Below are 24,145 nucleotides of genomic sequence, written 5' to 3'. Positions count from 1 at the left end.
CAAATAATTAAAATTAATAGGCAAAAAAAAGAGGCAAACAATTGCCTCTTTTTAAATACAGTTCCTGGTCTCTCTTTATCTAAAGAAAGCGGCAGAATTAGTTTTACATATGATTAAACAAGCTGAGTTTTTGCAGCTGTACAAAAGTTTGCTGAGACACTTCTAACATACTGTGTTTTTGTTGGTACTCGCTGATTGCTGCGGCCATATCTAAGTCTTCTAAAGAGGATAAAGTCGTTTGAATAGTTAAGTTAAAATCCAGAGTAGATTCATATTGATTGTCGATGCTTCTTAACCTTGCACCTACGGCACTTTGCACGTTGGAGACTTTATCTAAGGCACCGTCAATTTGTAATAAAGACATATCAAAAGCAGTATTCTGTTTGGCTAAGGTAGTTTTATCGGTTCCCGGCATACGTAATGCGTCAATGGCAGTTTGGATAGAGGCAAAAATATCTTTCTCTTCACTTTGACGTAATGTAAAAGAGTCTAAATTTTCTACATCCCCTTTGATCTGAGTTTTAATACCATTGAAGGCAATAGCTTGCTCATCTTCATAAGGTGTAGGCGCAATAAACTTGGTTAATCCATAATTATCACCATCGGCAGGTAATCCATCGACTTCCAATGTAATACCATTGATATTTAATAGCTGCGGATCAGCATTATTTGCATCAAAAGTTGTCGATGCTGACGTACCATTTATTGCCACATTAAACTGTTTGCTACCTTGACTTGTCTCAGTAAACTGAATTCCCATTGTACTGTTTACATTAGGATTAACACTGTTAATACCGCCAGCTTCTAGATCAACACTACTAATTGTGACCTTTGCATTACCTTTTACAGCTTGTTCTTTTACTCCATAAACAGAGTACTCAGGACCTTCTTCAGCTGTATTAATTGAAATCGTATAATCTTGATCTAAAAAATCGCGTGCTGCATCTTTATCAACAACATGTCCTGCGCTGACTACACCGGCCCCCATATTGCCTGCACCTAGCTCAGAGACAAACGTCCCATTCCCTTCTGGAATATCCATGAAGATCTTTGCACCAGAATCATTACCTTGTACCAATACACCAGTGCCAATACGGTATTCACGTTCTCCGTTATCACCGTGGTAAACCACTTCCCCAAATTCATTTTTTTGAAAAGGAGCAACATCGACTTCATAACCACCATAAATATATTGGTTATTACCATCTTTTGTATTAGCCACCCCCATTAACTCTTCACGCAATCCAGCTAACTCAATAGCAATAGCCTCGCGATTACCTTCATTCATGGTGCCATTACTACCACTAACCATTAACTCTCGCACACGCTGAATAATATGCGTACTTTGCGATAACGCCGTATCGGATAAGCCATTACTTGATTTAGCTGTTTCACCATTTTTAATATATTGTTCACCAACCGAAAGATCCTGCTTTAAACGCTGGATCGTTGCAATAGCGACCGGATCGTCACTACCATTGATCACTCGCTTGGTGCTGGATAAATGTAAGTTCTTATCACTCAATGAGGCTTGTTGCTCCATCATTGAAGTGGTATTTCGCATAAAAAATAGTGGCGATGAAACGCGCATATAACCTCTCTATGAATCTTTACTAGGCTGACGCCAACTTACACTTAAAAAATAGGTGAAATCGATTAACGAGATGCATTTAAAATACTCTCAAAGACTTCATTTGCCACTGTAATAACACGAGCAGCAGCACTATAGTATTGTTGATACTTTAATAAATTAGCAGCTTCTTCATCCATATTTACACCACTCACTAACTGAATCCTTTCAAATGATTGGTCTTTCAAAATAGAAGCAGATTGCATGGCTACATCGGCATTGGCGGTCTTTGCACCGACTTCTGATATCATGCCGTTATAAACATCTTGAAATGTCGCTTTTTTACCATTCATGATTTTTGCATCTTGCAAATCAGTCATAGCTAACATGTTACGGTTATCACTATCACCGGTTTCATTAAAGACTAAGGTAAACTCATCATTAGGCAGAGGAGCACCTTTCGTTAATTCCACCTCGACACCACCAGCGATAAGTGTCGCTTTACCGCTTAATGGATCAACAGGTGCAGTTAATTCTGCTGCGTTAACTTTAGAACCATTTTTATCAAATACGTTATAAGCCAACACGCTATTATTGCTATTTGCAGAAACTCTAATGGTTAACGGATTATCTTCTTTAACGTAGTGAGGATGAGATTTGTCCACCAGGCCACTCACACGTAACTCAGCAGTTCCTGTATTTAACTCACCGCCTAAAGCTTTTACCTCTGCTTCAGCAGCAGCCACTTTCTTAGGATCAGTTTCTTGTAAACTAGCTTCTAGGGCGCCATAACGCGTTGGGCGTAAGGTAAATGTTTTACCTTCCTGCAATGGAGTCACCATTGAGTCAATACCAACGCTAATACCAGCCCCAGGAATATCAAAGCGATTATCAGTAGCTAAATCATCAATCGCGACTTGATTTGTTTCACCCGTTCTATTGTTAGTAACAGAAAAAGCGATAGACGTTCCTGGAATATGCTCAGTAACTTTCAATGTTAACTCGTCTGGTGAAAGCGTGGTTAAATCATCGATACGCACACTTAATGCCGCTTTTCCTAAATTATCGTTATGACTTAGAACGCGACTTTCCATAGAGTCTTTGCTGTTTATATCATTAAATAGGTCTTGACCAATTTGACCATCCAGCGTTTGCCCTTGCTTCTGCTGTTCGTTCAGTGCATGAGTCAAACCGATGACACTTTGCCCTAGTTGATTCATCGCAACTTCTAAATCTTTATCTCGACTATTAAATAGCCCAGCTACTTCTCCACCAAGTTGATTACCATTAATCACAGCGGCTTTACCATTAAACTGCAGCGCCAACTGTTTACGCGCAGGATCAGGGTCTCCATCAACAGCTAATACTTCTTGTGCATTCTGCCCCATGACTAAGCCTTGACCACTGCCAATATAAACATTAACCATATGATTATCGGTTGCCACTACTGACGTATTAACATATTTGCTCAGTTCAGTGATTGCTAAATTACGCTTATCCAATAAATCATTAGCTCCCGCTCCGTTACCAGGACCTCCGACAGACGCTATTTGATCATTGAGACTGGCAATACTTGCAGCTAGTTCTGACATCACTGATGCAGAATTCTCGATATCTGCATTGATACCTTTGTATTGATTGTCTAAGTGCTTATACAGGGTGTTATATTGGTTAACCATGCTGCCAGCATCTTCTAAAAAAACCGTACGCGCTTCTAATAGATTAGGATTGTCAGCCACACTGGATAATGATGAAAACATATTAATAACCGGGGTAGTTACAGATGTGCTCTCGTTGGATAACAAGCTATCCATTTGATTTGCCTGAGTATACTTTTCTTTGTAATAAGCATGGTTAGTGGTGTTGATCATATTTTCGGTAAAAGCAAACTGATCATAAGCGCGGTCAATGCTACTTACCATTGAGCCAGTGCCAATAAAATGAGAACTTAAACGTTGAGCGCCCGTTGTACTCACATCAACACTTTGACGAGAATAGCCTTCAGTACTTACGTTACTGATATTGTGACTGGTTGTTGCTAAGTTAGCTTGAGAGGTATAAACCCCAGACAGTCCAATTTGTAATAGATCAGCCATTGTTATCTCCTGCAACAACAGCTTTGAAGCTATCGCTATTCATAATTTTTTTCACTTTTTCAGCATATTGTGGATCCGTTGCATAACCTGCATTTTGCAACTCTTCAATGTAACGATCTGCATTACCACCTTGCTGTAAAGCTTGCTCATAACGTTTATTATTTTTAATGAAGTGAGTGTAATCATTAAAGCTTTCTTGCAGCCCTTCATAAACACGGAAGTTAGAGCGACGTTTAACACCCACACCATTTTCTACTTCAAGGCTATTCTTATTGACACTCTCGCCTTGCCAGCCACCATGAGATTTAATATTAAATAGATTAAAACTGCTTTCTTGCTCAGACGTTTGTAGAACTTTCTTACCCCACCCAGTTTCTAAAGCAGATTGTGCAACAAGTACTTCAGGTGTAACGCCTAATGCTTTTGCCGCTTTTTTAGCGTACGGCAATAACGACGCAATAAATGATGAAGGAGTACTAAAGTCAGCCGCCTTAGTTTGCTTGACTTGTTCAGTCACTTCACTAACCCCATTCAATTGATTTTGTTTAGTACTGTCATTAACTCTGGTTATTGATAACTCTCTTAATTGATCCGGCTTATTGAATTGAATATTAGCTGGTGCTGGGTTTAGCTCATGCATTGCCATTGGTTGCGCTTGATTAGGCATGGTTAACTTGTCTTGATCTACAGATTGCAAACGTACCATCGAAGTTGGGTCGAGTTGTCTTACCAAAGCATCCGCTAACCCCAAAGTACCATGCCGGCTGATATCAACAGCGAGCTGCTTATCTTGCATATCTGTATAAAATTTAGTTTGTTGGTTGTTAAATGGGCTTTCCGTCTCAAAAGCTTCATTAGCTTGGCGCATTGATTTAATTAGCATGCTCGCAAACATCGATTCGAATTGATTCGCGACTTCACGTATCGTTTCTTTATCGTTTGTCTTGGTTTTTTGACGCAATTGCTCTAACCCTTGTAAATCAAAGTAATTGCTTGCTTGCGTAATCGTTTGACTGCTCATTAACCAACCTCATTTTTGCTGTAATATTAATAAAGCAAAAAAAATGCCACTTATTTAATTTTCGTGAATAAGTGGCATTTACTAACTAATCATCAAAGCAGATGCAGTTTTTTAAGCAAAGCGCTGTCGCATCGAGTAGAATGCCTGCGGATTTTTGACCCTACCACAAGGAATAATTATGCTTAACCCTGTTTTACTGGCGGTATGTATCATGCTCATACTGTCGATGATGCGTATCAATGTTGTTATCGCGCTGACATTGAGTGCATTAGTTGGCGGTTTAACCGCTGGTTTATCTTTACCTGATACGATTTCAGCTTTTGAAAGTGGTTTAGGTGGCGGTGCAACGATTGCATTAAGTTATGCAATGCTTGGTGCCTTTGCTGTTGCTATTTCAAAGTCAGGTATTACAGATCTTTTATCGCAGGCAATCATTAAACGATTAAATGCCCAACAAGCTCAAAACACATCGCAATTTATTAAGTATGGTGTGTTCTCAGTTATTTTATTAATGACTATCTCTTCACAAAATATTATTCCTGTACATATCGCATTTATTCCAATCCTTATTCCTCCACTATTAGGCGTGTTTAACCGTTTACGTGTCGATAGACGTTTAACAGCCTGTATCTTAACCTTTGGTTTAGTAACACCATATATGGTATTGCCTGTTGGTTTTGGTGGTATTTTCTTAAACAACATCTTGTTAAAAAACCTGCATGATAACGGCTTAGATGTAACAGCTAGCCAAGTACCGACTGCAATGATTTTACCTGCATTAGGTATGGTCACAGGTTTATTAATTGCGATTTTTATTAGCTACCGTAAACCACGTGAGTATCAACAGAAAATTGAAGCAAACAGCACCACTGAATTTAAAACGCTAAACAAACGTCATATTATTGTCGCTTTAATAGCGATTGTGGCGACGTTAAGCGTACAATTAATTACAGGTTCAATGATTGTTGGTTCATTAGCTGGCTTTAGTGTATTCACATTTGGTGGCGTAATTGCTTGGAAAGAAACGCATGATGTATTCACTAAAGGTGTACACATGATGGCAATGATCGGCTTTATTATGATTGCAGCAGCAGGTTTTGCGGCAGTAATGAAAGCAACGGGCAGTGTTGATACATTGGTATCAGCATTATCATCAGGCATTGGCGATAACAAAGCATTAGCCGCACTATTAATGTTAGTGATTGGTTTATTGGTTACCATGGGAATAGGCTCATCGTTCTCAACCATCCCAATTATTGCCACTATCTATGTACCATTAGCGATTGCTTTTGGTTTCTCTCCGATGGCAATTATTGCCTTAGTGGGTACAGCTGCAGCACTAGGTGATGCCGGTTCTCCAGCCTCTGACTCTACATTAGGTCCAACATCGGGTCTTAATGCAGATGGTCAACACGACCACATTAGAGATACCGTGATCCCAACTTTCTTGCATTACAACATACCTGTTATCACCTTTGGTTGGATAGCTGCAATGACCTTGTAACTAATAAGCCATATACTGTAAATAACAGCCATAACAAAAAAGGAAAGCATCTGCTTTCCTTTTTAGTTTGTTCTACTTGATTATTAGATAATGATTAACTCACCTTCTAATGCCCCGGCTTGTTTAAGCGCTTCTAATATGGCCATTAAGTCACCAGGAGCAAGACCTACTTCATTAACCGCTCTCACTAAGTCATTAAGGTTCACGCCTGGGTCAAACCTAAACATACGGCTATCAGCTTGAGTGACATCAATGGTACTACTATCAATCACTTCAGTATTACCATTAGCAAACGCATTCGGCTGAGAAACAGTTTTGTTTTCACTGATAGTGACGCTAATACCACCATGGGTAATAGCTGTTGGCAACAACTTAACGTCTTGGCCAATGACAATGGTACCTGTACGTGAATTAACAATAATTTTGGCACTCGAACGCGCAGGTTCAAATTCTAAATTTTCTAAGGTTGATAAGTATGAAACTCGTTGCGATACATCGCGTGGCGCTAGTACTTGTACTGAAGTCGCATCTAACATACTCGCCGTGTGAGGGCCCACTAAGTTATTAATGGTATCAGCCATTTTTTTAGCTGTAGTAAAGTCAGCTTTGTGTAAATTAAAGGTAATAGTGTCACCCTGTCCGAAAGGTGATAATACCTCTCTTTCAACAATTGCTCCATTTGAAATGCGACCAACTGTTGGAGTGTTAATCACTACCTTAGAGCCATCGGCACCTTCTGCCCCTAAGCCTCCAACGACTAGACTACCTTGAGCTAGTGCGTACACTTTACCATCAACCCCTTTCAAAAAAGTTTGTAGCAACTCACCACCACGTAAACTTTTAGCTTCACCAATTGCAGATACGGTAATATCAATGGTTTGACCAGGTTTAGTAAAAGGTTTTAATTCCGCTGTAATAGCAACTGGCGCTACATTTTTAATTTTTAAGGTTTCACCTGGTGGCACGTTAATACCAAAATTTCGTAACATAGTTGAGAAAGCTTGCTCGGTAAAAGCACTGCTCTTTTCACCAGTTCCAGGTAAGCCAACTACTAGACCATAACCAACCAATTGGTTACTACGTACCCCTTGCACACTAGCAATATCTTTAATTCTCGCAGCATCAGCAATGCTAGCAAACAGTAGTAAACTAAATACAATACAAGTATTTAGCAGTAACTTGGTGTTATTCAATATAGTAAATGGCATATTCTTCTCCAATACATTACCCATTAAGGCAATGTTTACGTTATAACTGTTGGCTAATGTAAGACAACATTTCATCCACAGCAGAAACCACTTTTGAATTCATTTCATAAACACGTTGACTCTCAATCAGGTTCACTAATTCTTCTGTCACATTTACGTTTGAAGTTTCCAACATCCCTTGACGGATAAAGCCTAAACCATCAGCACCTGGTACACCTTCAATCGGTGCACCTGATGCGCCAGTCTCTGCAAATAAGTTTTCACCAAGTGGCTCTAAGCCTGATGCATTAATGAAAGCATTGACATTTAACTGTCCCACTACTTGGTTCGCAGCTTGACCAGCAATACTTACTGATACTTCACCTTGCGCACCAATACTAATTGATTGTGCATCATCTGGAATTTGTACTTGCGGTACTAAAGGGTAACCAGAGCCAGGCGTTACCATCACTCCTTCTTCATTTAGCATAAACTGACCATTACGAGTAAATGCAGAGCTACCATCAGGCATCTCGATTTCAAAAAAACCTTTACCGTCGATCATCACATCCAATGAATTATTAGTCGTTAGCGCATTACCCTGTGAAAAGTTCTTTTGCACCGCAACGACTTTTGCTCCCGAACCAATCATCAAACCAGAAGGTAGTTTAGTATCCTGTGTCGCATTAGCGCCTGGTTGATTAACATTTTGGTAAAGTAAATCTTCAAAAATAGCTCTACTTTTTTTAAAACCAACGGTACTTGCATTGGCTAAGTTATTTGAAATGGTGGCAACGTTAGTTTGCTGTGCATCTAACCCTGTTTTACTAATCCATAAAGCGGAATGCATACACTTCTCCTTAAACTTTTAATTTATAATCAATGATTAAACGATCTTTAATAGAGATTCTGAACTCTGATCTATCTCTTCCGCTTTTTTCATCATCTTGACCTGCATTTCAAAATTACGCTGCAGGTTGATTAAACTCGTCAACTCACCGCTTAAATTTACGTTTGAGGCTTCTAAAGCACCACTAGTAACTACTACCTCATTAGATACTTCAGGCTGTTGCCCATCTATACGTCGAAAATAGCCGTCTTCTCCACGCATTAAATCTTGAATATTGGGGTTCACTAATTTTAGCTGTGCAACCTCTTCCATACCGTCTGCGGGTGCTCCTTCAGGACGAATCTCAATAACACCATCATGACGAATAGAAAACTTTTCAATAGGCATCGGCACAAAAATACTATTGCCTACGCTATCCAGTACTTCCTGCCCATTTGCATCAATTAAGAAGCCATCAGCAGTAATATTAAAATCCCCGCTACGTGTTAGCCCTTCATCTCCAGCATCAGCTCTCACCACAAACCACCCTTCGCCTTCGACGGCAACATCTAACTCTCGACCAGTCTCATGTACTATACCGCTGTCAAAATTTTGTCCTGGAGATTCTGCTAATGAAAAGACGCGAGTCGGTAATCCATCACCATGAACTTGCATACTACGAGCTTGTTCAAAGCTAGCTTTGAACCCAGTTTTGCTTGCATTTGCTAGGTTATTACTGTGAATCGCTAAGGCATTCATGTTCTCTTTAGCGCCAGACATTGATACATAAAGAAAATTATCCATTTTGACTTCCTTAACAATTCAAAGGTAAATAACAGCGAACAAGGTGTTTACTGTTTCGATAAATATATAATTGCAAACATTGTGCCAACAAAGTAATTAGAGCGAATAAAATAGGTTGGATAAAAATACTGGAAGGACCTTAAACAAAAACGCACCCAAATGGGTGCGTTTAAAAATAATATAAATTAGCTTCTATTAACGAATTTGTAGGATTGTTTCTTGTAATGAAGAGCTAATCTCTAATGAACGAGAATTTGCCTGAAAGTTACGTTGTGCACTAATCAAATCAACTAACTCAGTGGTTAAATCAACATTAGATTGCTCTAAAGCACCAGAACTAATACTACCAAACGTACCTGATCCAGCTTCTCCAGTAAGTGGGCCGCCAGAACTTTGAGATTCAGTCCAATTAGAGCCAGTTTGCGATAAACCTTGCTCATTTCTAAAACGTACCATTGCCACTCGAGCTAATGGATCTGAAGTACCATTACTATAAGAAACTTGTACTAGACCATCTGAGCCAATTTCAATACCCGTCAAACGACCTACCGTTAATCCATTTTGCTCTAGTCCCGTTACTTGGAAAGCAGAAGCAAATTGAGTAGGCTCTTCAAACTCAAGTGTAATTGCTTGAGTGCCATCAGCACCTGCAGATAAAACATCTGCGCCGTCAACACCTAAATTTTCAAAGGCCAAGACTTCAGGGCTTGAATCAACATAACCACCGTTTTCATCAAAGTTAAGTACGATACCATTATGCACTACTCCATCAGCATCTGTGTAACTTGCTGAAGTACCAATTGCATCATCAAAAGCGCCGTCGCCATTTGCATCTTGGAAGTAGTTGGCCGCCTCAACGCTATCCACAGGCTTGTTATCGACAGTTACAAATGAAACCCATTGGTTAGTGCCATCGGCAGAACCATTTTCCGGTTTAACATAGTAGGTATTTAGAACATGCGGCTCACCTAGAGAATCATAAATAGTAACCGAAGTGGCATTATTGTAGGTATCTGGATCTGAAGGATCGAAATCAGCAAGTGGTTTCTCTTCATCTCCCGCAGGTAAATTAAGGCTAATACTAACCGCATCTGTTTTAACGGGTGTACCCGCTGTTTCAGGAATCTTAATTGGTTGTGTTGTAGCCAAACTTAGCGAAGAAGAACTACCATCAGGGTTAACAGGAAATGCTTGTAAATAGTTACCACTGTTGTCAACCACATAGTTTTCTGAGTTTAATTTAAATGTACCAGAACGCGTATAGTTAACATTATTATCGTCAAGACCAGGTGCGGTAGCGAAAAAACCACTACCAGTAATCGCTAAATCTAATGGGTTATCGGTAAACTTAAGGCTACCTTGATGGAATTGTTGCGCTACAGCAGATACTGCCGCACCATCGCCCACTTTTGTCGCACTATTAGTGAATAAGGAGTTTGCGTATACACTATCAAACTCGGCACGAGACTCTTTAAAACCAGCAGTACTGACATTAGAGATATTATTAGCAGTTGCATCTAAATCTGTTTGTGCAGCTGAAATTCCGCTTAATGCTATATTAAATGACATAGTAATTTCCTTTAATTATATATTTTCTGCAACTTCAATTGCTTCATCCAGTTCAATACCGCCTAACCCTTTCAGGTTTAAATAAACGCTTGCAGAACCACCACCTAAACTGACACTTTCAACATGCGCATAACTCGCAGTTGTTAATGCCTCTCCATTTCCGTTCACAGAACCAAAAGCTTCAAAAGTATAGGTGCCTTGTGGGGCAGGTTTGCCGTCGGCATCTAACCCATCCCAATCAAAGCGTTGGTTACCCGCACCAATTTCACCTAACTCAATGGTTTTAACAACATTACCAGCACTATTTTTAACAGAAACGGTAGTATTGATTGCACCAGTATTACTGGTGATAGAACCCGATGCGATCCCGCCTTCAGGAAGGAAAGCTTGATTATTTGGCACTAATACTTTTTTACCAACCAGTGAAGAAGCTTCTAAGGCTTGACTAGAATTAAGCACTTCTTTTATACCGGCAAATTCTGTTCCTAATGTGGCAATACCTTCGGCTGTAGTAAATGATGACATTTGAGAAATCATTTCCGCATTTTCAACGGGTGAAAATGGGTCTTGATAAGCCAGTTGCTGTGAAAGCAAGGAGAAAAAATCTTCTTGATCTAATTGTTGCTCAGCATCAATTTCTGTATTTTTCTTAATTTGTTCTTCAGTTAATGGCTTGGTTAAACTGAGACCTGATGAGGTTATAGTAGTCATCTAATTATCCTTATTTACCCATTTGCAATGTACGGCTTAACATCTGTTTTGCTGCATCGGCAATTTGCACATTAGTTTGGTACGAGCGTGAAGCACTTATCATATTAGCCATCTCTTCCATTACATTGACATTAGAGTGAAAAATAAAACCATCTTCATCCGCTTTAGGATGATTAGGCGCATATTCTCGATTTAATTCGGCAGTACTTTCTACAATCCCCTGCACTTTCACTCCGACACTACTATCGAGTCCACCCATTGCTCTGTCTAACTCTGCGGCAAAAACAGGGTGACGCGCTTTATAAGTTTCATCAATATTACTACTAACGCTATTGGCATTCGCTAAGTTACTAGCAGTGGTATTTAATCGCACAGATTGCGCACTCATCCCAGTGCCGGCAACATCTAATACTTTTAATAAACTCATGATTTTTCTCCCACTAGCAATTATTGACCTTTAATGGCCATGCGTAATCCTGAAATCTTACTATTCAAAAAATCTAAACTAGCTTGATATTCCATACTGTTTTTCATAAACAAATTACGTTCAACTTCTAAATCAACAGAATTACCATCGCCGGTGTCTGGTTGATTGGAAGCACGATACAATAATCCATTTTGTGCCATTGAACTTGAGAAACCAGGCTTATGAAGCGTGTCGGTACGATTTAACGACATACCACTCCCTGACTTAGCTGCATTTAAAGCATCTTTGAAATTGATATCTTTTGCTTTGTAATTAGGTGTATCTGCATTAGTAATATTCGACGCTAAAATCTCAGTACGACGAGAGCGAATACCTAATGTGTGCTGATGAATGCCTAATGCTTTTTCAAAGTTAAGTGCCATAAATTTCTCCTTTGTTTAGATAAATGCAAAGCTTGTGCCAAAAATATAAACAATAGAATTGATAAGGTGAGTTTTTGTCAAGAGCGAGGGATAGAAAGCTATAAGTGTTTATTTATATCAATTAGATAAATATCATAAAGCCTCAATTCTATCTAATCTTGGCCAATACTGAAAATGAAAGCAATACCCTGTTAATGAAAAATGGCACATCGATAAAGTGCCAAAAAAAAGAGGCAATAGTTGCCTCTTTAATATCATCTTAAAACCGCTTTATTGCTACTTTTTCAATTTATAAATAATACCCGGGTTACAACGTACCATTTCAAACTTATCTGTTAATCCGTTTAAGGATTCAGAAGCACCTAAAATAAGATAACCACCTGGATTTAAAGCACCTGCAAACTGGTTTAATATTTTAGCTTTAACGTCATTAGAAAAGTAGATCAAAACATTACGGCAAAAGATTAAATCAAACTTGCCTAGTGATGCATAACTATCTAATAGATTAAGACGTTTAAAAGAAGTCAATTTTTTGACCTCTGGTCTGACTTGCATTTTGTTAGTTAAACCATGTACTGGAATAAAGAACTGGCGTTTACGAGTCTCTGATAAACCTCGAGATAAAGCTAACAAATCGTATTGCCCCAGGTTGCATTGCGCCAACATTGAGTCAGAAATATCAGTACCAATAATTTGTGTTGTCAGCTTGCTCGTAGGTTTAGCTTTTACATACTCAAGTGCAGTCATCGCTATTGAATAAGCTTCTTGGCCCGATGAACTAGCAGAAGACCAAATTTTAATATTTTTCTTTGTCTCTAATAACTCAGGGAAAAGCTTATGAGTTAATAATTCAAAAGGATAAGTATCACGAAACCATAAAGTTTCATTGGTTGTCATCGCATCAACCACAGCACTACGTAACTGTGAGTTCATACTGTTAATAACTTTTTCTATTAATTCATCTAAATCAGTTAAGTTAAATTGAGTTATAAGTGGACTTAAACGACTTTTAACTAAATATTGCTTATTATCCCCTAATACGATGCCGCATTGTTTTTCTAGAAAAAGAGCAAATTTTTTATAAAGTTGATCAGACAAAATTTTCACTAATAATTACCTGCATTCCATTGTTTGAGTTGAAGTCATATATGTTAATAAACAAAAAATATTGTAAATAACTTACCATTAAAAGCTATTCTATTTATTATACTTCTTAACAGTTAATGACCTTTTGTACTGCTATCGCCAGTTCATCTGGATTGAATTTAGCAATAAAGTCATTCGCCCCTACTTTTTCAACCATCGCCTGATTAAAGATACCACTGAGTGAAGTGTGTAAAATAATGTATAAGTCTTTCATATCAGGATGTGTTTTTATTTCAGATGTTAAGGTATACCCATCCATTTCAGGCATTTCCACATCGGAGATCATCAATGCATATTTTTCAAATACTGGTTGTGTTTTAGAGACTTCTTGTAAAATTTGCAGCGCTTCTTTACCATTTTTTGCTAGGTCACATTCCAAACCAAGAGCCGTTAAAGTGCGTTGTATCTGTTTACGTGCCACCGATGAGTCATCTGCCACTAAGATTTTTTTGTTTTCCATATTATCAATGGTAATTTGCTCTGTGACCTCTGTGTTAACTGGCGCGATTTCATCCAGTATTTTTTCAACATCAAGTACTTCAACCAATGAGTTATCTACTTCAGTCACAGCAGTTAAATAACTGTAACGGCTACTTCCTGCTGGCGGTGGTAAGATATCTTCCCAATTAATATTAATGATACGTTCAACAGAACCCACTAAGAAGCCTTGTACCGAGCGATTATATTCAGTAACGATAATAAAGCGATTTTCAATGTCATCAATTGCTCTACCACCAGTTGCTAGGTTCATATCAATAATAGAAATTGCCTGTCCACGCACATAAGCAACACCACGAATAGCGCCATTTAATTTAGGTAGAACAGTTAAAGGAGGGCATTGTAGAACTTCTCTTACTTTAAAAACGTTAATGCCATAACGTTGAATTCCGCCTAATTTAAAAAGCAATAGCTCAAGTCTATTTTGTCCTACCAACTGAGTACGTTGGTTAACTGAGTCTAAAACTCCTGCCATATTCTAGTCCTTTTTGTTATGGTTATTGTTAAGTAAAAAAAGTTTATAATATTTTACTACGTTATTTCACCATGAAACAAATTCACTTAACTTAAGGTGAGCAAATTGCTTCGATTTATTTTCATAGTCCTAAGTCTAGGTACTTCTCATATTTTTGCATCATCTAATTACTCAAAAGAGGTAGAAAAGTTTGCTGAAACGCTTATTTTTGATAAATATCAGGCTACTTTTGAATTAACAGAAGAACAAAAGTTATATATAAAAGCAAATCCAATTACCAATAGAGTCAATTTTACTGAATGTAAAGTCCCTTTAGAGGGGTATATTGTTGGCGATAAAATAAAAAGTAATACCGCTGTTAAAGTATCTTGCAAAGATAATAATCCGTGGGATTTATACGTAAGAGTTAAAGTACAAACGCTGATCCCATTAATTGTTAGCAGTCGTCCACTGAGTAAAGGTGAAACATTAGATGAAGAAAATATCGAGCTAATTTACAAAGCGAAATCACAAGTAAGAGGCAGTACTTTCTCTGAACTAGCTCCTTTAAATGGTGTCAGACTTAAACGCAACGTCTCCTCTAAAAGAAGTATTCGTTTTAAAGATGTTTGTTATGTCTGTAAAGGCGATAAGGTGACTATTACCGCAAACCAAAGCGGACTAAAAATAAAAGCCTCGGGTATTGCTTTAACAGATGGTAATATAGGCAGTACAGTAAGAGTAAAAAATACTCGTACCCAACGCGAAGTAGTTGGAACAGTATATGCTTTAAAAGAAGTACAAGTTTCTTTTTAAAAAGTCAGCTTTTCGCTAATTTTAGCTAAAGTTATTTACTCCCTTGCCGATACGTTAACTATGTAGACTAATTGGAATACGATTATGAGTATAAATATCAACCGTCAATCATTACAAAATAGTATTGCGATTGACCAAAATAACTCACTCAAGAAAAATAGTGGCAACATAGCCGATAAAAAAGATGTGCAAAATCCCCATAAGGACTCTGTACAACTAACATCGCAAGCAGTGAATTTAAATAAAATGCAAAAACAAGCTTCAAGTGAGTCTCAAGTGGATATGAAACGTGTTGAAACATTAAAAGCAGCTATTTTGAAAGGTGATTACAAGATTAACTCCGCGCAGTTAGCTGAAAACATCGGTAAATTTGAAAATGACTTTAGCGACGCATATCCAAGTTAACCTGTTACCTAAAAAGAATATTGCATGTTAAAAGATCAGTTAATTGAACTACTCGAATCGATTAAAGTACTCCATGGATTACTTGATGAAGAAAGAACATGCCTTAAAGAAAAGTCCTTCGACAATTTAAATCTAACACTATCCAACAAACAAAAGCTGCTGCAAAGCATTGGTGGCTCAAATAAAGCAATTAGCAGCAAAGATAATTTACGTTTAATCCAAGAAGATAGTCAGTTATTAGCGTTGAAGCAAGATATAGAAAGTCGCTTGTTAGCTTGTCAAAAAGATAATGATATTAACGGACGTTTAATAGAGTTAAGCATGCAAAGTAATAAGCACTTAATGCAAGTACTGACACAAGCTAAAGGAAAAAATACTGTAACCTATGATCAAAAAGGAGTCTTAAATAGTGCGAGTTTGTTAGGAAAGAACATTCAAGCTTAACACTTTTAATCCTTCCCCTATCATCAGCTAACAATAAAGAGCACGTTAGTAATATATTTGGCTTGGCACTTTTATAACTTCACTTCTGTCAGTAAATTCAGCACTTTTAAGATAAGGTAAAGTCTCCATGTTCAAACCTAATTCAGTTATATAGAGGTCTTTTTCATGGTAACTACGCAATACCTTAGCCCCCCTTACTAAACCTTTCACCTTAGTGCTCATGCCATCATTGCGTAGTTGATATTGTTGTACACTATTCTCAGAACTCAACATTACGCCATAGACCTGCTCAGCGAGCTCTTTATAAGCTTCTAACTTTGAAGCCTTAATAGCATTCAGCATTTTAATATCATCGGTAGCGCCAGTCTGAGCACTCATTGTTGCATATCCGATGGCGACAAATTTATAGGTATCCACCTTTTCAACTTCTACAACTTCTTTCTTAAACAAAGAACACCCCGTTAACAACAGACTAGAAAATAATGCTGTTACAAATAGGTGCCCTTGTAACTTACTCTTGGACATCGAAAACTCCTTAAATATAAACTGATAAGCTGTCTGAATATAATTTCTTATAATTTAGATTAAGCAATATTCATACCCACTATAATTATTAATGTTATTGAGTGGCACTTAAGGGAGTCTTATTGATAGATAATGGAGAATTGGCTGCTAGGAACCACAATAGGAAGCTAAAAAAATAGCTGAACGGCTTAGATTTATAAACAGAAAAATCATTCATTACCTCAATGATTTTTCAACAGTCGGAACGGGTAGCACTCATAAACGATGCAACCCACTTTAAATTAGATAGCTGTAATTACTCAACTAAACGAACTAACACACGATTATCGTTGCTACTACTATTACGTGAAATATAGTTTCTAGGACGGTAATCATAAATGCCACCGACGAACATACGCTCTGGTATAAATGCACTAGAGGTTGATTCTACTGCATTATCTAATGCATTAACGATACGGACATTCACAATAACCCCTTCTTCATTACGTGAAATGGTCCCTGTTAAAATACGACCAACATCAACATTTTTATTGAGTTTCTTCCAATCTCTGGTAACAGCAAATTCACCTGCAGGAGTAACCTGGATACTACCGGTTAACTTGTAATCAACTACACGTAGTTGTCTAATATGCAACTCATGTATAAACTGTTCAGAAATAGTTTGCCCTAACCAACTAGTATTGTTGTAATCGTTGAGATCAACTAAAGAAGTTAATGCTAATGAGCTGTTATGGTATTGGTCGTGATAGTTATGAAGTAATTGATCCGCCATTTTACTGACGATCTCAGATAAGATTAATGATTTCTTACCTTGGAAAGTATAAAGATGTCCATATCCATTAGAGCCAGTTTTAACGCCGCCAGTGTCACTGTCATCGTCAGATAAGTAATTATTGCTCGTTGAATGGGCAATATAATAATAAAGATAATTCTCACTATTACGTGCAACTTCTTTTTCTTTGATCGCTTCATACTCTTTAGCTGACATAAGCTTTACAGAGGCACATCCTTGAAGCATAAAAATCAATGTTGAAATAATAAGTAGTATTTTCATTAAGCCCTGCCTTGGTAATAAAATGTTATCTGATATTACTATCGGCACGATGAGCTATAACTTTAGAGATAAAGAGATAAAAATTAAGAAAGTAAAAATATAGAATACTTCTAGACCTTAAAGAATAATAATAAAAATCAATAATATGATTGCCTATATCTTGCCTTTAAGCTGTTTATGATAAAAAATAAACTTTCCTAATTCATTACAATTAGATTGATATACGGGACGTAGCTCAATGGGATAGAGCAGCCGCCTCCTAAGCGGCAGGTTGTGGATTCGATTTCCACCGTTCCGACCATCACACCAATCAAAAGAAAACCATAATAAAAAACAAACAGCATAAAAGGCACTAGCAGAGCTCTTCTGCTTATTGCTATAACCTTGTTCAAGGTAGCTTAAAGGTGCGTAATAAAGCTTTTAAAGCAATAAAATTAAACATAGAACGATAATACCTACGTATTATTCACCCTCGATTCCATCTCCACATCAATGAATTTTAGACATAAAAAAACCTGTCGATGTTAATCAACAGGGGTTGTTTAATGAGGCGCTTGGCGATGGAAAGTCGTCGCGGAGCTCCTCTACTCGTGGGCCATCGCTGTCGCGGATCCACCAGGTCACGCGGAGCTTAGCCCGCTCATAAACCGATACTGGCGTATCATTCGCCCCTAGCTATCACACATAAGGCCAGCCACTCCGTGGCACTTTATTTACCCGATGTGCAAGTTGCTATAAAACCAACAGCCAACAACGAAAAAATCCCTGCTGACATAGTCAACAGGGATTGTTCGAATTAGGCGCTTGGCGATGACCTACTTTCACATGGGGAGACCCCACACTATCATCGGCGCAGCTGCGTTTCACTTCTGAGTTCGGCAAGGGATCAGGTGGTACCACAGCGCTATGGCCGCCAAGCATAAAATTTAATTAGGAAAGTGACAGTCTAATGTTCTTTAGTCGTTCTGTATAATCGTAGCAGTTATGTAAATACGCTATCACAAGCGTTATATTTTAATGTCTTCTTTGACAATCTTGGTTAACAGCAACACTACTTAGGTGTTGTATGGTTAAGCCTCACGGGTAATTAGTACAAGTTAGCTCAATACGTTACCGCACTTACACACCTTGCCTATCAACGTTGTAGTCTCCAACGGCCCTTCAGGGAACTTAAAGTTCCAGTGAGAACTCATCTTGAGGCTCGCTTCCCGCTTAGATGCTTTCAGCGGTTATCGATTCCGAACGTAGCTACCGGGCAATGCTATTGGCATAACAACCCGAACACCAGCGGTTCGTCCACTCCGGTCCTCTCGTACTAGGAGCAGCTCCTCTCAATTCTCAAACGCCCACGGCAGATAGGGACCGAACTGTCTCACGACGTTCTAAACCCAGCTCGCGTACCACTTTAAATGGCGAACAGCCATACCCTTGGGACCGACTTCAGCCCCAGGATGTGATGAGCCGACATCGAGGTGCCAAACACCGCCGTCGATATGAACTCTTGGGCGGTATCAGCCTGTTATCCCCGGAGTACCTTTTATCCGTTGAGCGATGGCCCTTCCATTCAGAACCACCGGATCACTATGACCTACTTTCGTACCTGCTCGACGTGTCTGTCTCGCAGTTAAGCTGGCTTATACCATTGTACTAACCTCACGATGTCCGACCGTGATTAGCCAACCTTCGTACTCCTCCGTTACTCTTTGGGAGGAGACCGCCCCAGTCAAACTACCCACCAAACAGTGTCCCAAACCCCGATTCAGGGGCCATGGTTAGAACTCAAAACATACAAGGGTGGTATTTCAAGGTTGGCTCCACCGCATCTGGCGACGCGGTTTCAAAGCCTCCCACCTATCCTACACATGTAGGCTCTAAGTTCACTGCTAAGCTATAGTAAAGGTTCACGGGGTCTTTCCGTCTAGCCGCGGGTACACAGCATCTTCACTGCGATTTCAACTTCACTGAGTCTCGGGTGGAGACAGCATGGCCATCATTACGCCATTCGTGCAGGTCGGAACTTACCCGACAAGGAATTTCGCTACCTTAGGACCGTTATAGTTACGGCCGCCGTTTACCGGGGCTTCGATCAATAGCTTCGACCTAAGTCTAACCACATCAATTAACCTTCCGGCACCGGGCAGGCGTCACACCCTATACGTCATCTTACGATTTAGCAGAGTGCTGTGTTTTTAATAAACAGTTGCAGCCATCTGGTATCTTCGGCCCCCAACAGCTTAGAGAGCAAGTCTCATCACCGTCAAGGGCGTACCTTCTCCCGAAGTTACGGTACCATTTTGCCTAGTTCCTTCACCCGAGTTCTCTCAAGCGCCTTGGTATTCTCTACCTGACCACCTGTGTCGGTTTGGGGTACGATCCTTATATTTCTGAAGCTTAGAGACTTTTCCTGGAAGTATGGCATCAATGACTTCACTACCTTAGTAGCTCGACATCGAGTCTCAGCGTTAATAGAAATCCGGATTTACCTAAATCTCCCGCCTACACTCTTGAACCTGGACAACCATCGCCAGGCCCACCTAGCCTTCTCCGTCCTCCCATCGCAAAATATAAGGGTACGGGAATATTAACCCGTTTCCCATCGACTACGCCTTTCGGCCTCGCCTTAGGGGTCGACTCACCCTGCCCCGATTAACGTTGGACAGGAACCCTTGGTCTTCCGGCGGGGAGGTTTTTCACCCCCCTTATCGTTACTCATGTCAACATTCGCACTTCTGATACCTCCAGGATGGTTTACACCTTTCCCTTCGACGGCTTACAGAACGCTCCTCTACCACGCGTATAAATACGCGTCCGCAGCTTCGGTGATATGTTTAGCCCCGTTAAATCTTCCGCGCAGGCCGACTCGACTAGTGAGCTATTACGCTTTCTTTAAAAGATGGCTGCTTCTAAGCCAACTTCCTAGCTGTCTAAGCCTTCCCACATCGTTTCCCACTTAACATATACTTTGGGACCTTAGCTGGCGGTCTGGGTTGTTTCCCTTTCCACGACGGACGTTAGCACCCGCCGTGTGTCTCCCATGATTGCACTTGTTGGTATTCGGAGTTTGCAAAGGGTTGGTAAGTCGGGATGACCCCCTAGCCTTAACAGTGCTCTACCCCCAACAGTGATACATGAGGCGCTACCTAAATAGCTTTCGAGGAGAACCAGCTATCTCTTGGTTTGATTGGCCTTTCACCCCCAGCCACAAGTCATCCCCTAATTTTTCAACATTAGTGGGTTCGGTCCTCCAATTGATGTTACTCAATCTTCAACCTGCTCATGGCTAGATCACCAAGTTTCGGGTCTAATCCCAGCAACTATTCGCCCAGTTAAGACTCGGTTTCCCTACGGCTCCCCTAAATGGTTAACCTTGCTACTGAAATTAAGTCGTTGACCCATTATACAAAAGGTACGCAGTCACGGAATAAATCCGCTCCTACTGCTTGTACGTACACGGTTTCAGGTTCTATTTCACTCCCCTCACAGGGGTTCTTTTCGCCTTTCCCTCACGGTACTGGTTCACTATCGGTCAATTAGGAGTATTTAGCCTTGGAGGATGGTCCCCCCATATTCAATCAGGATTTCTCGTGTCCCGACTTACTCGTTTTCACTGTAAAGAAGTTTTTGTGTACGGGACTATCACCCTGTACCGTGGCACTTTCCAGAGCCTTCCACTAACTTTTAAACAGCTTAAGGGCTGTTCCGATTTCGCTCGCCGCTACTTTCGGAATCTCGGTTGATTTCTTTTCCTAAGGGTACTTAGATGTTTCAGTTCCCCTCGTTTGCTTCGTTATGCTATGTATTCACATAACGATGACACTAAGTGCCGGGTTGCCCCATTCGGAAATTCCAGGATATAACGCTTGTTATCAACTCCCCTGGACTTATCGCAGATTACCACGTCCTTCATCGCCTCTAATTGCCTAGGCATCCACCGTGCACGCTTATTCACTTAACCATACAACACCTAAGAAGTGTCATTAAGCAATTTATATGATGTTAAAAACATCCTAAATTGCATAAATACGCAACTGGGTTGCTGTATGTTGTTTCCAAGACGCTTGCGACTCTCATATTTACATATGAAAAACGTTTACGTTTTTCGTGCACCTAACACTCAAAAGAGTGTGTAGATACGTACTCATTACATTTGCATGTAATGTGCATTTTATTTTTGCTTGATTACAATATTAAAACCGAAGTTTTAATATTGAGAACTCGTTTAATTCATCGTAATGAATTAAACATTTCGTTTTATTTATCACACCAATCAACACTAAGTGTCATTGTTTTTGTGCGATAAATAAGAACATTTATCAGCTTTCCTAATTGTTAAAGAGCAGACTTTTTCGTTAAAAAAAGCCTTAGATAAATAGTGTAACTTATCTAAGGCTTCTATCATGTTGGTCACATCAAACTTGAAACAAGATGAAGTGGTGGAGCTATGCGGGATCGAACCGCAGACCTCCTGCGTGCAAGGCAGGCGCTCTCCCAGCTGAGCTATAGCCCCAACATGGTATGTATAAATAGAAATCCAATTTCAATACAAGAAATTGGTGGGTCTGGGCAGATTCGAACTGCCGACCTCACCCTTATCAGGGGTGCGCTCTAACCAACTGAGCTACAGACCCATCTAGAGTCTATCTATACGTCTCTTTACTTTCTAATCAAACAATCTGTGTGGGCACTCATTATTACTTGCGCCAATGTACCTAAGTACAAAGGATGTGTTTCTTTACGTAAGGAGGTGATCCAGCCCCAGGTTCCCCTAGGGCTACCTTGTTACGACTTCACCCCAGTCATGAACCACACCGTGGTCATCGCCATCCCGAAGGTTAAGCTAATGACTTCTGGTGCAGCCCACTCCCATGGTGTGACGGGCGGTGTGTACAAGGCCCGGGAACGTATTCACCGTGGCATTCTGATCCACGATTACTAGCGATTCCAACTTCACGGAGTCGAGTTGCAGACTCCGATCCGGACTACGACAAACTTTAGGAGATTCGCATACCATCGCTGGTTAGCAGCCCTTTGTATTTGCCATTGTAGCACGTGTGTAGCCCATCCCGTAAGGGCCATGATGACTTGACGTCGTCCCCACCTTCCTCCGGTTTATCACCGGCAGTGTCCCTAGAGTTCCCGGCATAACCCGCTGGCAAATAAGGATAAGGGTTGCGCTCGTTGCGGGACTTAACCCAACATTTCACAACACGAGCTGACGACAGCCATGCAGCACCTGTCTCAGAGTTCCCGAAGGCACTCATCTATCTCTAGGTGATTCTCTGGATGTCAAGGGATGGTAAGGTTCTTCGCGTTGCATCGAATTAAACCACATGCTCCACCGCTTGTGCGGGCCCCCGTCAATTCATTTGAGTTTTAACCTTGCGGCCGTACTCCCCAGGCGGTCTATTTAATGCGTTAGCTTTGAATCCCACGGCATATAGCCACAAAATTCTAATAGACATCGTTTACTGCGTGGACTACCGGGGTATCTAATCCCGTTTGCTCCCCACGCCTTCGCGCCTCAGCGTCAGTCTTTGTCCAGGTGGCCGCCTTCGCCACTGGTATTCCTTCAGATCTCTACGCATTTCACCGCTACACCTGAAATTCTACCACCCTCTACAAAACTCTAGTTAACCAGTTTCAAATGCAGTTCCAAGGTTGAGCCCTGGGATTTCACATCTGACTTAATTAACCGCCTACGCGCGCTTTACGCCCAGTAATTCCGATTAACGCTCGCACCCTCCGTATTACCGCGGCTGCTGGCACGGAGTTAGCCGGTGCTTCTTCTGCGAGTAACGTCACAGCTGCACTCTATTAAAGTACAACCTTTCCTCCTCGCTGAAAGTGCTTTACAACCCGAAAGCCTTCTTCACACACGCGGCATGGCTGCATCAGGCTTGCGCCCATTGTGCAATATTCCCCACTGCTGCCTCCCGTAGGAGTCTGGACCGTGTCTCAGTTCCAGTGTGGCTGGTCATCCTCTAAGACCAACTAGGGATCGTCGCCTTGGTAAGCCATTACCTTACCAACTAGCTAATCCCACTTGGGCTACTCTTATGGCGTGAGGCCCGAAGGTCCCCCACTTTGATCCGGAGATGTTATGCGGTATTAGCAGTCGTTTCCAACTGTTGTCCCCCACCATAAGGCATATTCCCAAGCATTACTCACCCGTCCGCCACTCGTCAGCAAAGTAGCAAGCTACTTTCTGTTACCGTTCGACTTGCATGTGTTAAGCCTGCCGCCAGCGTTCAATCTGAGCCATGATCAAACTCTTCAATTTAAAGTTTAATTTGCAACCTAAGTTGCGACTCAATATTACTGACTAAAACTATGTACCTAAGTACAATGTTATTCTGAATTAATGAATTAATTCGTGTGTCACTTCTATTGATGTTGCCTAACAAGTAGGACTTTGATTTTTTGAAATCACATCAACAATAAGTGCTCACACAGATTGTTTGATTAAATTGTTAAAGAGCGTGCCTTTCGGCTAGGCGGCGTATATTACGCTAACCTTCAACCTTGTCAACAATAAACTTTAAAAGTTTTTATTGACTCAAACTCGTTGAGTTTAATGGTTCAGACTGCGTTAGTAACTTGCGCTACATCCCGTGTCTGTGGGTGCGCATTATAGGGATTAAGATCTCATTGGCAAGCGTTTTA

General features: G+C 40.3%; 18 protein-coding genes, 3 tRNA genes and 3 rRNA genes. 5 read left to right on the top strand and 19 right to left on the bottom strand.

Going from position 1 to position 24,145, the window contains the following annotated elements; translation table 11 throughout:
- Positions 1 to 103: 103 nt before the first annotated feature.
- From flgL to flgJ, 3 genes are all read right to left on the bottom strand, one after another.
- Positions 104 to 1,591 carry a flagellar hook-associated protein FlgL gene (flgL, locus tag AC0L3W_RS00120; protein WP_409439962.1) on the bottom strand — a complete coding sequence of 496 codons (1,488 nt, stop codon included), beginning with the start codon at positions 1,589 to 1,591 and terminating at the stop codon, positions 104 to 106.
- Positions 1,592 to 1,656: 65 nt separating this feature from the next.
- Entirely contained in the window at positions 1,657 to 3,666 is a 2,010-nt protein-coding gene (gene flgK / locus AC0L3W_RS00115; RefSeq protein WP_409439963.1) for a flagellar hook-associated protein FlgK, read from the bottom strand.
- Positions 3,659 to 4,687: a flagellar assembly peptidoglycan hydrolase FlgJ gene (gene flgJ / locus AC0L3W_RS00110; RefSeq protein WP_290040054.1), complete on the bottom strand. Its 1,029-nt coding sequence runs from the start codon at positions 4,685 to 4,687 to the stop codon at positions 3,659 to 3,661. Before flgJ ends, flgK begins: the two co-directional genes overlap by 8 nt.
- Positions 4,688 to 4,865: 178 nt before the next feature.
- Here flgJ and AC0L3W_RS00105 point away from each other — a divergent pair, with 178 nt between their 5' ends.
- Positions 4,866 to 6,191 carry a Na+/H+ antiporter family protein gene (locus tag AC0L3W_RS00105; RefSeq protein WP_290040055.1) on the top strand — a complete coding sequence of 442 codons (1,326 nt, stop codon included), beginning with the start codon at positions 4,866 to 4,868 and terminating at the stop codon, positions 6,189 to 6,191.
- An 83-nt stretch (positions 6,192 to 6,274) separates the two neighbouring features.
- Here AC0L3W_RS00105 and AC0L3W_RS00100 read toward each other — a convergent pair whose 3' ends face one another.
- The 9 genes from AC0L3W_RS00100 to AC0L3W_RS00060 all read right to left on the bottom strand — a co-directional run bounded on the left by AC0L3W_RS00100 (position 6,275) and on the right by AC0L3W_RS00060 (position 14,259).
- A complete protein-coding gene (locus AC0L3W_RS00100; protein WP_409439964.1) occupies positions 6,275 to 7,399 on the bottom strand; it encodes a flagellar basal body P-ring protein FlgI in 1,125 nt (374 codons plus the stop codon).
- A gap of 40 nt (positions 7,400 to 7,439) precedes the next feature.
- Positions 7,440 to 8,228 carry a flagellar basal-body rod protein FlgG gene (flgG, locus tag AC0L3W_RS00095; protein WP_290040057.1) on the bottom strand — a complete coding sequence of 263 codons (789 nt, stop codon included), beginning with the start codon at positions 8,226 to 8,228 and terminating at the stop codon, positions 7,440 to 7,442.
- Positions 8,229 to 8,264: 36 nt separating this feature from the next.
- Complete coding sequence (locus tag AC0L3W_RS00090; RefSeq protein ID WP_290040058.1) at positions 8,265 to 9,011, bottom strand: flagellar basal body rod protein FlgF; 747 nt, start codon at positions 9,009 to 9,011, stop codon at positions 8,265 to 8,267.
- Between the two features lie 195 nt (positions 9,012 to 9,206).
- The gene (flgE, locus tag AC0L3W_RS00085) at positions 9,207 to 10,580 is read right to left on the bottom strand and encodes a flagellar hook protein FlgE (RefSeq protein WP_290040059.1); all 1,374 of its coding nucleotides are present in this window, start codon (positions 10,578 to 10,580) and stop codon (positions 9,207 to 9,209) included.
- 15 nt (positions 10,581 to 10,595) lie between these two features.
- Positions 10,596 to 11,291: a flagellar hook assembly protein FlgD gene (locus tag AC0L3W_RS00080; RefSeq protein WP_290040060.1), complete on the bottom strand. Its 696-nt coding sequence runs from the start codon at positions 11,289 to 11,291 to the stop codon at positions 10,596 to 10,598.
- A gap of 10 nt (positions 11,292 to 11,301) precedes the next feature.
- Positions 11,302 to 11,718, bottom strand: a complete 417-nt coding sequence (flgC, locus tag AC0L3W_RS00075; RefSeq protein ID WP_113820364.1) for a flagellar basal body rod protein FlgC — start codon at positions 11,716 to 11,718, stop codon at positions 11,302 to 11,304.
- Positions 11,719 to 11,738: 20 nt separating this feature from the next.
- Positions 11,739 to 12,140, bottom strand: a complete 402-nt coding sequence (gene flgB / locus AC0L3W_RS00070) for a flagellar basal body rod protein FlgB (RefSeq protein WP_290040061.1) — start codon at positions 12,138 to 12,140, stop codon at positions 11,739 to 11,741.
- Positions 12,141 to 12,416: 276 nt separating this feature from the next.
- On the bottom strand, positions 12,417 to 13,247 hold the full coding sequence (locus AC0L3W_RS00065) for a CheR family methyltransferase (protein ID WP_409439965.1): 831 nt from the start codon (positions 13,245 to 13,247) through the stop codon (positions 12,417 to 12,419).
- A 106-nt stretch (positions 13,248 to 13,353) separates the two neighbouring features.
- Positions 13,354 to 14,259, bottom strand: coding sequence for a chemotaxis protein (locus AC0L3W_RS00060; RefSeq protein ID WP_290040063.1), 906 nt, complete (start codon positions 14,257 to 14,259; stop codon positions 13,354 to 13,356).
- A gap of 105 nt (positions 14,260 to 14,364) precedes the next feature.
- On the opposite strand from AC0L3W_RS00060, the gene flgA reads away from it, so the two are divergent.
- The 3 genes from flgA (at position 14,365) to flgN (ending at position 15,903) form a co-directional block, all read left to right on the top strand.
- Entirely contained in the window at positions 14,365 to 15,054 is a 690-nt protein-coding gene (gene flgA, locus AC0L3W_RS00055; protein WP_473574089.1) for a flagellar basal body P-ring formation chaperone FlgA, read from the top strand.
- An 84-nt stretch (positions 15,055 to 15,138) separates the two neighbouring features.
- Entirely contained in the window at positions 15,139 to 15,459 is a 321-nt protein-coding gene (flgM, locus tag AC0L3W_RS00050) for a flagellar biosynthesis anti-sigma factor FlgM (RefSeq protein ID WP_290040065.1), read from the top strand.
- Positions 15,460 to 15,483: 24 nt separating this feature from the next.
- Complete coding sequence (gene flgN / locus AC0L3W_RS00045; protein WP_409439966.1) at positions 15,484 to 15,903, top strand: flagellar export chaperone FlgN; 420 nt, start codon at positions 15,484 to 15,486, stop codon at positions 15,901 to 15,903.
- Positions 15,904 to 15,948: 45 nt separating this feature from the next.
- On the opposite strand, the gene AC0L3W_RS00040 is transcribed toward flgN, so the two are convergent.
- Both AC0L3W_RS00040 and AC0L3W_RS00035 read right to left on the bottom strand, forming a co-directional pair.
- Positions 15,949 to 16,428, bottom strand: coding sequence for an LPP20 family lipoprotein (locus AC0L3W_RS00040; RefSeq protein WP_409439967.1), 480 nt, complete (start codon positions 16,426 to 16,428; stop codon positions 15,949 to 15,951).
- Positions 16,429 to 16,723: 295 nt separating this feature from the next.
- The gene (locus AC0L3W_RS00035; RefSeq protein WP_290040068.1) at positions 16,724 to 17,482 is read right to left on the bottom strand and encodes a FlgO family outer membrane protein; all 759 of its coding nucleotides are present in this window, start codon (positions 17,480 to 17,482) and stop codon (positions 16,724 to 16,726) included.
- A 224-nt stretch (positions 17,483 to 17,706) separates the two neighbouring features.
- Between AC0L3W_RS00035 and AC0L3W_RS00030 the strand changes: the two genes are divergently transcribed.
- Positions 17,707 to 17,783: transfer RNA gene (locus AC0L3W_RS00030), tRNA-Arg, on the top strand.
- A gap of 501 nt (positions 17,784 to 18,284) precedes the next feature.
- Here AC0L3W_RS00030 and rrf read toward each other — a convergent pair.
- The 5 genes from rrf to AC0L3W_RS00005 all read right to left on the bottom strand — a co-directional run bounded on the left by rrf (position 18,285) and on the right by AC0L3W_RS00005 (position 23,762).
- Positions 18,285 to 18,400: ribosomal RNA gene (gene rrf / locus AC0L3W_RS00025) — 5S ribosomal RNA — on the bottom strand.
- Positions 18,401 to 18,548: 148 nt separating this feature from the next.
- Positions 18,549 to 21,437, bottom strand: a 23S ribosomal RNA gene (locus AC0L3W_RS00020).
- Positions 21,438 to 21,913: 476 nt separating this feature from the next.
- A tRNA-Ala gene (locus AC0L3W_RS00015) sits at positions 21,914 to 21,989 on the bottom strand.
- 44 nt (positions 21,990 to 22,033) lie between these two features.
- Positions 22,034 to 22,110: transfer RNA gene (locus AC0L3W_RS00010), tRNA-Ile, on the bottom strand.
- Between the two features lie 109 nt (positions 22,111 to 22,219).
- A 16S ribosomal RNA gene (locus AC0L3W_RS00005) occupies positions 22,220 to 23,762 on the bottom strand.
- Together the 16S, 23S and 5S rRNA genes with 2 tRNA genes alongside form the textbook arrangement of a ribosomal RNA operon.
- Positions 23,763 to 24,145 lie beyond the last annotated feature (383 nt).

Source organism: Psychromonas sp. KJ10-5, from assembly GCF_055808325.1.
This window is presented reverse-complemented; position numbering and strand designations above follow the sequence as displayed.